General features: G+C 48.8%; 9 protein-coding genes and 1 other annotated feature (1 of these 10 only partly in view). All 9 genes read left to right on the forward strand.

The window, feature by feature from the left end:
- Positions 1–80, forward strand: a sequence feature (ribosomal protein L10 leader region) (it extends 72 nt beyond the left edge of the window).
- Positions 81–130: 50 nt separating this feature from the next.
- The 9 genes from rplJ (at position 131) to fusA (ending at position 12,770) form a co-directional block, all read left to right on the forward strand.
- Positions 131–637 carry a 50S ribosomal protein L10 gene (gene rplJ, locus KNQ15_RS12490; protein WP_023466611.1) on the forward strand — a complete coding sequence of 169 codons (507 nt, stop codon included), beginning with the start codon at positions 131–133 and terminating at the stop codon, positions 635–637.
- A gap of 76 nt (positions 638–713) precedes the next feature.
- Positions 714–1,082, forward strand: a complete 369-nt coding sequence (gene rplL / locus KNQ15_RS12495) for a 50S ribosomal protein L7/L12 (protein WP_023466613.1) — start codon at positions 714–716, stop codon at positions 1,080–1,082.
- Between the two features lie 82 nt (positions 1,083–1,164).
- Positions 1,165–1,761 (forward strand): class I SAM-dependent methyltransferase, encoded by a 597-nt coding sequence (locus tag KNQ15_RS12500; RefSeq protein ID WP_069940145.1) that lies wholly within the window; start codon positions 1,165–1,167, stop codon positions 1,759–1,761.
- A gap of 231 nt (positions 1,762–1,992) precedes the next feature.
- Entirely contained in the window at positions 1,993–5,550 is a 3,558-nt protein-coding gene (gene rpoB, locus KNQ15_RS12505) for a DNA-directed RNA polymerase subunit beta (protein ID WP_047390625.1), read from the forward strand.
- Between the two features lie 20 nt (positions 5,551–5,570).
- A complete protein-coding gene (rpoC, locus tag KNQ15_RS12510) occupies positions 5,571–9,170 on the forward strand; it encodes a DNA-directed RNA polymerase subunit beta' (protein ID WP_047390588.1) in 3,600 nt (1,199 codons plus the stop codon).
- 80 nt (positions 9,171–9,250) lie between these two features.
- The gene (locus KNQ15_RS12515) at positions 9,251–9,502 is read left to right on the forward strand and encodes a ribosomal L7Ae/L30e/S12e/Gadd45 family protein (RefSeq protein ID WP_023466620.1); all 252 of its coding nucleotides are present in this window, start codon (positions 9,251–9,253) and stop codon (positions 9,500–9,502) included.
- A gap of 125 nt (positions 9,503–9,627) precedes the next feature.
- Positions 9,628–10,047 carry a 30S ribosomal protein S12 gene (gene rpsL / locus KNQ15_RS12520; RefSeq protein WP_023466621.1) on the forward strand — a complete coding sequence of 140 codons (420 nt, stop codon included), beginning with the start codon at positions 9,628–9,630 and terminating at the stop codon, positions 10,045–10,047.
- A 49-nt stretch (positions 10,048–10,096) separates the two neighbouring features.
- Positions 10,097–10,567, forward strand: coding sequence for a 30S ribosomal protein S7 (gene rpsG / locus KNQ15_RS12525; protein WP_023466623.1), 471 nt, complete (start codon positions 10,097–10,099; stop codon positions 10,565–10,567).
- 124 nt (positions 10,568–10,691) lie between these two features.
- Entirely contained in the window at positions 10,692–12,770 is a 2,079-nt protein-coding gene (gene fusA, locus KNQ15_RS12530; RefSeq protein ID WP_029343088.1) for an elongation factor G, read from the forward strand.
- Positions 12,771–12,867: the final 97 nt, after the last annotated feature.

The raw sequence follows: 12,867 nt of genomic DNA on the forward strand, positions 1-12,867 counted from the left end.
AGAGAGCCTGTTTGTTCAGGTATCCTTTTTGACGATTACGCCTCCTCTGCTCTGCAGACGGAGGCTTTTTATTTGAAATCGAGCAGCCCCTCGCACCGGTACATTTCATCTACCAGGAGGTGCAACAGAAATGGCAAACGAAAAAGTTATCGCTGTCAAAGCGGATCTCGTATCTGAGATCGCTGAGAAACTCCAAGCGAGCGCAGGAACAGTTGTCGTCGACTACCGTGGTCTCACAGTAGAAGAAGTCACTGAACTTCGTAAACAACTCCGCGAAGCGGGCGTTGAATTCAAAGTTTACAAAAACGGTCTCCTCCGCCGCGCGGCAGTTCAAAGCAACCTCGAAGGTCTTGATGAAGTCTTCACAGGTCCTAGTGCGATCGCCTTCAGCAATGAAGACGTTATCGCGCCAGCTAAGATCTTGAACGACTTCGCTAAAACGCACAAGGCTCTCGAACTTAAAGGTGGTATCATCGAAGGCAAAGTCACTTCAGTAGAAGATGTCAAAGCCCTTGCGGAACTTCCATCACGCGAAGGTCTCCTTTCGATGCTCCTCAGCGTGCTTCAAGCGCCAATCCGTGGACTCGCGGTGGCAACGAACGCAATCGCAGAGCAAAAAGAAGAACAATCTGCTTAATTTCTGCTTAGCGGGATAGGCAACCAACACAATTTTCACACCCCAACGTGGGCTAAATCAAAGGAGGAAAACCATAATGGCTTTCAACAAAGAGCAATTTATCGAAGACCTCAAGGGCATGACTGTTCTTGAACTTAACGAACTCGTAAAAACAATCGAAGAAGAATTCGGCGTATCAGCAGCAGCTCCAGTAGCAGTTGCAGGTGCTGGCGCAGGCGCAGCAGCTGAAGAGCAAACTGAATTCGACGTTATCCTCACTAACGCTGGATCTGGTAAAATCAACGTCATCAAAGCAGTTCGCGAATTGACAGGCCTCGGTCTTAAAGAAGCGAAAGCTCTCGTAGACGGAACTCCAGCACCAGTTAAAGAAGGCGTTTCGAAAGAAGACGCTGAAGCAATGAAAGCTAAGCTTGAAGAAGCTGGCGCTACTGTAGAAGTTAAGTAATTTTCTTCTTCCGTAGAAACAAGAGAAGCTCGCATTGCGAGCTTCTTTTGTTTTCATCTTTTACATGAGAGGGGAAGGAAGCATGGCGGATCATTATTATACGAATGACCCTTCATCGAAACGAGATCCGAAGACGTGGGAATACGTCTTGCGTGGTCAGACGCTCCGCTTTACATCGGATCACGGTGTCTTTTCAAAGAACGGAATCGATTTTGGTTCCCGTCTATTGATTGAGACATTCACGGAACCGGCTGTAGCGGGAGACATTTTAGATGTCGGCTGCGGATACGGACCGATGGGCATTGCGCTCTCGAAGTCGACAGGACGTCCAGCACACTTGATCGATGTCAATGAACGGGCGCTCGAACTGGCGGCAGACAATGCGCGCGCGAACGGTGTTTCCGTGACGACCGGTGTGAGTGACGGGTATGATGGGGTAGGCGAATCGACATTCGCAGCGATCGTGACGAATCCACCGATTCGGGCAGGAAAAACGGTCGTTCATCGTATCCTCCGAGAAGCGTATGATCACCTCGTCGTGGGCGGCGAGCTTTGGGTCGTCATTCAAAAGAAACAAGGTGGACCATCTGCGAAGAAGTTGATGGAAGACGTATTCGGTATGTGTGAGACAGTTACCCGCGATAAAGGGTACTCGATATTTAAATCAATTCGGTCTTGACAAATCGAAGGATTTGTCGTTGACCGCATGTTGTGTCTATGATAGTATTATAAAATGCCATTGGAGTGATTTTTGGATAAGATGTTTGAAAGCAGCTGGCGTTCTCGACTACAGATGATTGAGTAGACAAGACGTCGCTTTTTTGCGCTTATCAATCAAAAAATGGCTTCAATGTTCGATATTACACCCGTCCTTCTCTATAAGAAGAAGTGGGTCTGAGAGGTGAATCAGTTGACTGGTCAACTTGTTCAGTACGGTCGTCACCGTCAGAGAAGAAGCTATGCACGTATCAGCGAAGTATTGGAACTTCCAAACTTAATCGAGATTCAAACGAATTCGTATGAGTGGTTCCTGCGGGAAGGTCTTCGTGAGATGTTTCATGACATTTCGCCGATTTCCGATTTCACAGGGAATCTCGTATTAGAATTCATCGACTACTCGCTCGGAGAGCCGAAGTATTCGATCGATGAATCGAAAGAGCGCGACGTGACCTATTCGGCACCACTACGCGTTAAAGTCCGTCTTCAAAATAAAGAGACGGGTGAATTGAAAGAACAAGAAGTCTTCATGGGTGACTTCCCGCTTATGACGGAGTCGGGAACATTCATCATCAATGGAGCGGAGCGCGTAATCGTTTCGCAGCTTGTTCGTTCGCCAAGTGTTTATTACAACAATAAGTTAGATAAGAACGGTAAGCGTGGATTTTCCGCGACAGTCATCCCAAACCGTGGTGCATGGCTCGAGCTCGAGACAGACGCGAAAGACATCGTTTATGTTCGCATTGATCGCACGCGTAAGATTCCAGTAACGGTTCTTTTACGTGCTCTTGGTTTCGGTACGGATCAGGAAATCATCGATCTTCTCGGTGATGATGAGTACCTCCGGAATTCACTTGAAAAAGATAATACGGAATCAACGGAAAAAGCCCTCATCGAGATTTATGAGCGTCTACGTCCGGGAGAGCCGCCGACAGTCGAAAACGCAAAAGCGTTACTCGTGTCGCGCTTCTTTGACCCGAAACGTTATGATTTGGCAAACGTTGGTCGTTATAAAATCAATAAAAAGCTTCATCTTAAGAACCGTCTCTTCGGTCAAAAACTTGCGGAAACGCTTGTTGATCCTGAGACAGGTGAAGTCATCGCGGAAGCAGGAACGGTCCTTGATCGTCGTATGCTCGATAAAGTCCTTCCATTCCTCGAAGGATCCGTTGGTTACATCGAAGCGACGCCTACAGGCGGCGTGACGCAAGGTGAGGCTTTCAACTTACAGTCAATCAAGGTGTTCGCACCGGACGATGCTGAAGGTGAACGCATCATCAATATCATCGGTAACGGTAACATCGATCGTGACATCAAGCACATCACGCCTGCTGACATGATTGCTTCTATCAACTACTTCTTCAACTTGTTGCATGAAGTCGGTACGACAGACGATATCGACCACCTCGGTAACCGTCGTCTCCGTTCAGTTGGTGAGCTGCTCCAGAACCAATTCCGGATCGGTCTCTCACGGATGGAACGTGTCGTTAAGGAACGGATGTCGATTCAGGATCAGAATGCGATCACGCCACAGGCATTGATCAACATTCGTCCAGTTATCGCATCGATTAAAGAGTTCTTCGGTAGCTCGCAGTTGTCTCAGTTCATGGACCAAACGAACCCGCTTGCGGAATTGACGCACAAACGTCGTCTTTCAGCACTCGGACCTGGTGGTTTGACACGTGAGCGCGCTGGTTTCGAAGTTCGTGACGTACACTACTCGCACTATTCCCGTATGTGTCCGATCGAAACGCCAGAGGGACCAAACATTGGTTTGATCAACTCGTTGTCTTCGTACGCGAAGGTCAATGAGTACGGCTTCATCGAAGCGCCATATCGTCGTGTCGATCCGGAAACGGGCGTTGTCACAGATGAAATCCACTACATGACTGCTGACGAAGAGGATCTCTACGTCGTCGCTCAGGCAAACATGTTGTTGACGGAAGAGAAGACGTTCCAAGATTCACACGTTCTTTCACGTTTCCGTGGACAAAACTTGTCTGTCGAACCAGCACGTGTCGATTACATGGACGTTTCACCGAAGCAGGTTGTATCTGCCGCAACGGCTTGTATCCCGTTCCTTGAGAACGATGACTCGAACCGTGCCCTCATGGGAGCGAACATGCAACGTCAGGCCGTCCCACTTCTGAACCCGGAATCTCCGATTGTTGGTACAGGTATGGAGTACGTGTCTGCGAAAGACTCAGGAGCCGCTGTTGTTGCGAAGCACGCAGGGATCGCTGAGCGTGTCACGGCGCGTGAAATCCTTGTCCGTCGTACGACGGAAGTCGATGGCAACATCGTTGAAGGGGAACTCGACCGTTACAAGATCCAAAAATTCATCCGTTCCAACCAAGGAACGTGTTATAACCAAAAACCAATCATCAAAGCAGGCGACCCAGTCGATAAAGGCGAGATCCTTGCAGATGGTCCATCGATGGACGGTGGGGAACTTGCGCTTGGTCGTAACGTACTCGTCGGTTTCATGACATGGGATGGTTACAACTATGAGGATGCTGTCATCATGAGTGAGCGTCTTGTCAAAGACGACGTCTACACATCGATCCACATTGAAGAATACGAATGTGAGTCGCGTGATACGAAACTCGGACCGGAAGAAATCACACGTGATATTCCGAACGTCGGTGATGATGCCTTGAAAAACCTCGACGATCGCGGAATCATCCGCGTCGGTGCGGAAGTCAAGGACGGCGATATCCTCGTCGGTAAAGTTACGCCGAAGGGTGTAACGGAATTGACAGCGGAAGAGCGTCTTCTTCATGCGATCTTCGGTGAAAAAGCACGTGAAGTCCGTGATACATCTCTCCGTGTACCACACGGTGGTGATGGAATCATCCTCGACGTCAAAATCTTCGACCGCGATAACGGGGACGAGCTCTCACCTGGTGTCAACCAGTTGATCCGTGCTTATATCGTTCAGAAGCGTAAGATTCACGAGGGTGACAAAATGGCGGGTCGTCACGGTAACAAAGGTGTTATCTCGCGTATCCTTCCAGAAGAAGACATGCCGTACATGCCAGACGGTACGCCAATTGACATCATGTTGAACCCACTAGGGGTTCCATCACGGATGAACATCGGGCAGTTGCTCGAGCTTCACCTCGGGATGGCAGCACGTCAACTCGGCATCAAAGTCGCATCACCAGTATTTGATGGTGCGCGTGAGGAAGATGTTTGGGCAACGATTGAAGAAGCAGGTATGGATCGCGACGCGAAGACTGTCCTTTATGATGGTCGTTCGGGTGAAGCGTTCGATAACCGCATCTCTGTCGGTGTCATGTATATGATTAAACTTGCTCACATGGTCGATGATAAACTTCACGCACGTTCGACAGGACCATACTCACTCGTTACACAACAACCGCTCGGTGGTAAAGCACAGTTCGGTGGTCAGCGTTTCGGTGAGATGGAAGTATGGGCACTTGAAGCATACGGCGCAGCCTACACGCTCCAAGAGATCCTTACAATCAAGTCGGATGACACGATCGGTCGTGTTAAAGCGTACGAAGCAATCGTCAAAGGTGAGAATGTACCACAACCGGGCGTACCGGAATCGTTCCGAGTCCTCATTAAAGAGCTTCAATCCCTCGGTATGGACGTCAAGATGATGTCTGCTGATGATGAAGAGATCGAAATGCGCGACGAAGACGAGGACAATATCCCGAACGCGACTCCAGCACTCGAAGAAGTTCAAGCGCCTGTCGCACCAGTTGTTACTGAAGAGGAATAAGCGAAAGGGAGGTCCACCCCTTGGTAGATGTTAATAGATTTGAATATATGCAAATCGGCCTCGCTTCCCCCGAAAAGATCCGTTCATGGTCTTTCGGGGAAGTGAAAAAGCCGGAGACGATCAACTATCGTACACTCAAACCGGAGAAAGACGGTTTGTTCTGTGAACGTATCTTTGGTCCAACGAAAGACTGGGAATGTTACTGTGGTAAATACAAACGGATCCGCTATAAAGGAATCATTTGTGACCGCTGTGGCGTTGAAGTCACGAAGTCGAAAGTCCGTCGTGAGCGCATGGGTCACATCGAGCTCGCAGCACCGGTTTCGCACATCTGGTACTTCAAAGGAATTCCTAGCCGTATGGGACTCGTCCTCGACATGTCACCGCGTGCGTTAGAAGAGATCATCTACTTCGCGTCGTACGTCGTCACAGATCCAGGCGAATCGACACTTGAGAAGAAACAACTCCTTTCAGAGAAAGAATACCGTGCCTATCGTGAGAAGTTCGGTCGTTCGTTCACTGCTGAAATGGGTGCGGAAGCAGTTCGTAAATTGCTCCGTGACGTAGAACTCGATAAAGAAGTCGCTGCATTACGTGAAGAGCTTCGTATGATTCAAGGACAACGTCGTACTCGTGCGATCAAACGCCTTGAAGTTCTCGATGCGTTCCGTAACTCAGGCAACAATCCAGAATGGATGGTGCTTGAAGTACTTCCAGTCATCCCACCGGAACTTCGTCCGATGGTTCAACTCGATGGCGGACGTTTCGCAACGTCTGACTTGAACGACTTGTACCGCCGCGTCATCAACCGTAACAACCGTCTCAAGCGTCTTCTTGACCTTGGCGCTCCGAATATCATCGTTCAGAATGAAAAACGGATGCTTCAAGAAGCAGTCGATGCTTTGATCGATAACGGTCGTCGCGGTCGTCCAGTCACTGGACCAGGTAACCGTCCACTTAAATCACTTTCACACATGTTGAAAGGGAAACAAGGACGTTTCCGTCAAAACTTGCTCGGTAAACGTGTCGACTACTCTGGTCGTTCGGTTATCGTCGTTGGTCCAAACCTGAAGATGTATCAATGTGGTCTTCCAAAAGAAATGGCCCTTGAGCTCTTCAAACCGTTCGTCATGAAAGAACTCGTCTCTCGTGGCATCGCACCGAACATCAAGAGTGCGAAACGGAAAATCGAGCGCGTTCAACCTGAAATCTGGGATGTCCTCGAAGAAGTCATCCGTGAGCATCCGGTTCTCTTGAACCGTGCACCGACACTTCACCGTCTCGGTATCCAGGCGTTCGAACCAACGCTCGTCGAAGGACGCGCGATTCGCCTTCACCCACTCGTATGTACGGCATACAACGCCGACTTCGATGGTGACCAAATGGCGGTTCACGTACCACTTTCGGCAGAAGCACAAGCAGAAGCACGTCTTCTCATGCTCGCTGCACAAAACATCTTGAACCCGAAAGACGGTAAACCTGTTGTTACACCATCGCAGGATATGGTCCTCGGTAACTACTACCTCACGCTCGAGCGCGAAAACGCGATCGGCGAAGGTAAAATCTTCTCGACAGTGAACGAAGCGCTCATCGCTTACCAAAACGGTTATGCGCACTTCCATACACGTGTTGCGATTCCAGCCGGCGTTCTCAAGAACCCGACATTCACGGAAGAGCAAAACGAGAAATTATTGATTACAACAGTCGGTAAGTTGATCTTCAACGAGATCCTCCCAACGACGTTCCCTTACTTGAACGAACCAACGATGACGAACCTTCAAGAAGCGACGCCAGACAAGTACTTCCTTGAAAAAGGAACAGATGTCGCGGCAGAACTGAAGAACCGTCCGATCATCGACCCGTTCAAAAAAGGATTCCTTGGAAATGTCATCGCGGAAGTCTTCAAACGGTTTGAGACGACAGAAACAAGCCGCATGCTCGACCGCATGAAAAACCTCGGATTCAAACACTCGACTCGTGCCGGTATCACGGTAGGGATCGCGGACATCATCGTTCTTCCGGACAAACAAGAGATTCTTGTTGAAGCGCAGGACAATGTCGACCGCGTCATGAAATCGTACCGTCGTGGTCTCATCACAGAAGACGAGCGCTATGAGCGTGTCGTTAAATCGTGGAATGATGCGAAGGATGAAATTCAGTCTCGTCTGATGAAATCCCTCAACCGTCTTAACCCGATCTTCATGATGAGTGACTCCGGTGCCCGTGGTAACGCGTCGAACTTCACGCAGCTCGCTGGTATGCGTGGACTCATGGCCGCTCCAAGTGGACGGATCATCGAGCTCCCGATCAAATCATCGTTCCGTGAGGGTCTAACGGTACAGGAATACTTCATCTCGACACACGGTGCACGTAAAGGTCTTGCCGATACAGCCTTGAAAACGGCTGACTCAGGTTACCTGACTCGTCGTCTCGTTGACGTTGCTCAAGACGTCATCATCCGTGAAGATGATTGTGGAACGGATCGTGGTATCCGCGTCACAGCACTCCGTGAAGGAACGGAAGAGATCGAAAGCCTCTACGACCGCCTCGTCGGACGTACTGCATTCGAAAACGTCGTTCACCCAGAAACAGGAGAAGTCCTCGTTTCAACGAACGAACTCATCGATGAAGACATCGCTCGTGTCATCACTGATGCTGGTGTCGATAACGTTGAGATCCGTACTGCCTTCACATGTAACACAAGCCATGGTGTCTGTAAGAAATGTTACGGACGTAACTTGGCAACAGGCAACGACGTCGAAGTCGGCGAAGCTGTCGGTATCATTGCGGCACAATCAATCGGTGAGCCAGGAACGCAGCTTACAATGCGTACCTTCCACACAGGTGGGGTTGCCGGGGATGATATCACACAAGGTCTTCCGCGTATCCAAGAGTTGTTCGAAGCGCGTAACCCGAAAGGTCAAGCGGTCATTTCGGAAATCGATGGTCAAGTCATCGACTTCACGGAATCGCGTGACAAACGTGAATTGACGGTCCAAGGACTCAGCGAAACACGCACATACACGATCCCATTCGGTTCGCGTCTACGTGTTCAGCTCGGGGACGAGGTCAAAGCCGGTCAAGTCTTCACGGAAGGTTCGATCGATCCGAAAGAACTCTTGAACGTTAAAGGTGTATCCGGCGTTCAGAACTACTTGCTCCAAGAAGTTCAAAAAGTATACCGGATGCAAGGGGTTGAGATCGGTGACAAACACGTCGAGGTCATGGTTCGCCAAATGATCCGTCGCGTACGTGTCATCGAGTCTGGTGAGACTTCACTCTTACCAGGTTCGCTCGTCGATATCAGCACGTTCAAGGAAGCTTGTAAAGAAGCGCTCCGTAACGGGAAAGCTCTCGCTTCGGCGAAACCAGTTCTTCTCGGTATCACGAAAGCGTCACTTGAAACAGATTCATTCCTATCGGCTGCGTCGTTCCAAGAAACGACTCGTGTCCTTACGGATGCAGCGATTAAAGGGAAGAGCGACTACCTTCGCGGCTTGAAAGAGAACGTCATCATCGGTAAGTTGGTTCCAGCTGGTACTGGGATGGCACGTTACCGTCAGATCGATCTCGAAGTAGCTGGCGAAGCACCTGTAGAAGCCGATTCTCCGGTAGAATAAAACGCCTTGACACGCCGGTATGGCGGTGCTACTATGATATAGTGTTGCCAACCGGCTGTGTTATTTTGGAGGATATCTTCATGTCTTACAAAAAAGTAGTCGGCGCAGATTTGAAGTTTGTCGGTCAAAAGCAAACGCTCAAAGCATTGCGATCTGGCAAGGCGTCGGAAGTGATCATTGCGGATGACGCAGATGAACACGTAAAACAAGCATTGCTCGATGCGGCGAAACAAGCTAACGTTCCAGTCGTGAATGTTCCTTCTAAGCAAGAGCTTGGAAAAGCTTGTGGAATCGATGTCGCAGCAACCGCTGTTGCCATTAAGAAAGTTTGATAATGCGTTTTGTGTGGCGATGGAATGCCTGAGCCACGCAAAACGTTTCATTATGACTTTCGATGAACCACCCGGCTCGGTGGTTTTGAAATTTGTCATGAATTCAGGAAGGGAGGATCTCAAAGATGCCTACTATCAACCAATTAGTCCGTAAAGGACGTCAATCAAAAGTTGTGAAATCAGATTCGCCAGCGCTGAACAAAGGGTACAACAGCTTCATTAAAGCTCGTACTGACATCAGCTCACCACAAAAACGTGGTGTTTGTACTCGTGTAGGTACAATGACTCCGAAGAAACCGAACTCGGCTCTTCGTAAATACGCACGTGTACGTTTGACGAACACAATGGAAGTAACAGCTTACATCCCAGGTATCGGCCACAACCTTCAAGAGCACAGTGTTGTTCTTATCCGCGGCGGCCGCGTAAAAGACTTACCAGGGGTACGTTACCACATCGTTCGTGGTGCGCTTGATACAGCTGGTGTTGACGGCCGTATGCAAGGTCGTTCGAAATACGGTACGAAACGTCCTAAAGTTAAAAAATAATCTAGATATCTTAAGATATCACCTCACTATATGAAAGGAGGGACTCGGAATGCCACGTAAAGGTCAAGCAGAACGTCGTGATGTAATGGCTGATCCGATCTACAACTCTAAACTCGTTACCCGCCTTATCAACCGTCTTATGTTAGATGGTAAAAAAGGTACTGCTCAACAAATCTTATACAAAGCTTTCGAAACTATCGCTGAACGTTCAGGTCGCGATGCAATGGAAGTCTTTGAAGAAGCGATGAACAACATCATGCCAGTTCTTGAAGTTAAAGCACGCCGTGTAGGTGGAGCTAACTATCAAGTTCCTGTCGAAGTTCGCCCAGAGCGTCGTACGACACTCGCACTTCGTTACCTCGTGAACTACTCACGTCTCCGTAACGAAAAAACTATGGATGCGCGCCTTGCTAACGAAATCATGGACGCTGCAAACAACACTGGTGCTTCTGTTAAGAAGCGCGAAGATATGCACAAAATGGCGGAAGCGAACAAAGCGTTTGCTCACTACCGCTGGTAATTCCGAAAATCACCACCTCATGCATGCCATTTTTAATGGAATTATGAGGTGGCTTTCGGGTATAGTCATGACGTGTGGCAACACACGACCACTAAACTAAAATGCGAAAGGAGAATGTTTAAAGATGGCAAGAGAATTCTCCCTTAAGAACACTCGTAACATCGGGATCATGGCTCACATCGATGCTGGTAAAACAACAACGACTGAGCGTATCCTGTATTACACGGGTCGTATCCACAAGATTGGTGAAACGCACGAAGGTGCTTCACAAATGGACTGGATGGAGCAAGAGCAAGAGCGTGGGATCACGATTACATCGGCAGCAACAACTGCTCAATGGAAAGGTAACCGCGTAAACATCATCGATACACCTGGACACGTAGACTTCACAGTTGAGGTTGAACGTTCACTTCGCGTACTTGATGGTGCGGTAGCAGTACTTGACGCTCAGTCTGGTGTTGAGCCACAAACTGAGACAGTATGGCGCCAAGCTACAACTTACGGCGTACCACGTATCGTTTTCGTTAACAAAATGGATAAAATCGGTGCAGACTTCTTGTACTCGGTCGGAACGCTTCGCGAACGCCTTCAAGCGAACGCACACGCGATCCAACTTCCAATCGGTGCGGAAGATGAATTCAAAGGAATCATCGACCTCGTCGAACAGAAAACATATATGTACGGTAACGATCTCGGAACTGACATCGAAGTGACTGACGGTTTCCCAGCTGATCTCGCTGATCAAGCTGAAGAACTCCGTGGATCATTGATCGAAGCAGTTGCGGATTATGAAGAAGAATTGATGATGAAATACCTCGAGGGTGAAGAAATCACAATCGACGAGTTGAAAGCGGCTATCCGTAAAGCAACTCTGACAGTTGACTTCTATCCTGTACTCGTAGGTTCGGCATTCAAGAACAAAGGTGTTCAGCTTATGCTTGACGCAGTTCTCGATTACCTCCCATCACCAATCGACGTAAAAGCGATCTCAGGTATCGACATGGATACGGATGAAGAAATCGTGCGTGAGTCTTCGGACGAAGCACCATTCTCTGCACTCGCGTTCAAAGTCATGACTGACCCTTACGTCGGTAAACTTACATTCTTCCGTGTGTACTCTGGTACAGCTTCGGCAGGATCGTACGTTAAAAACTCAACAAAAGGCAAACGTGAGCGTCTTGGACGTATCCTTCAAATGCACGCAAACAGCCGTGAAGAGATCCCGATGGTATACGCGGGTGACATCGCTGCAGCTGTAGGTTTGAAAGATACGACTACTGGAGATACGCTTTGTGCAGAGAAAGACAACGTCGTTCTCGAGTCAATGACATTCCCAGAACCAGTTATCTCGGTCGCTATCGAACCAAAAACGAAAGCTGACCAAGATAAAATGGGTCAAGCCCTCGCTAAGCTTGCTGAAGAGGATCCAACGTTCCGCACTGAAACAAACCCAGAGACTGGTCAAACGATCATCTCAGGTATGGGTGAGCTTCACCTCGACATCATCGTTGACCGTATGCGTCGCGAGTTCAAAGTCGAAGCAAACGTTGGTGCTCCACAAGTAGCTTACCGTGAAACGATCCGCCAAGCGGCGAAGATCGATTCGAAGTTCGCTCGTCAATCTGGTGGTCGTGGTCAGTATGGTCACGTCGTCGTAGAATTCGAGCCGAACGAAGAAGGCGCTGGCTTCGAGTTCAACAACAAAATCGTCGGTGGTGTTGTTCCACGTGAATACATCCCAGCGGTTGAGCACGGAATCGAAGAAGCACTTCAAAACGGTATCCTTGCTGGTTACCCAGTCGTTGACGTAAAAGCTTCACTCGTCTTCGGATCGTACCACGATGTCGACTCAAACGAGATGGCATTTAAAGTTGCGGCTTCAATGGCAGTCAAACAACTTAAAGATAAGAGCGGCGCTGTTATCCTTGAGCCAATGATGAAAGTTGAAATCGTTATCCCAGACGAATACATGGGAGACATCATGGGTGATGTTACATCACGCCGTGGTCGCGTAGAAGGTATGGAAGCACGCGGTAACGCTCAAGTTGTCCGTTCAATGATTCCACTTTCTGAAATGTTTGGATACGCTACTGGTCTTCGTTCACGCACACAAGGTCGCGGAACGTACTCGATGCACTTCGATCACTACGAAGAAGTACCGAAATCAGTTGCGGAAGAAATCATCAAAAAAGCGAACGGCTAATCCTTCACAGGTTGTCACGCTTTTATGATTAGTGTAAGCTAAGGAAGGTGTACGTTATCTTACGACTCACCTTCCTAGTTATAAAAAATTATTAGAC

Source organism: Exiguobacterium sp. s168 (assembly GCF_018619035.1).
GTDB lineage: Bacteria > Bacillota > Bacilli > Exiguobacteriales > Exiguobacteriaceae > Exiguobacterium_A > Exiguobacterium_A acetylicum.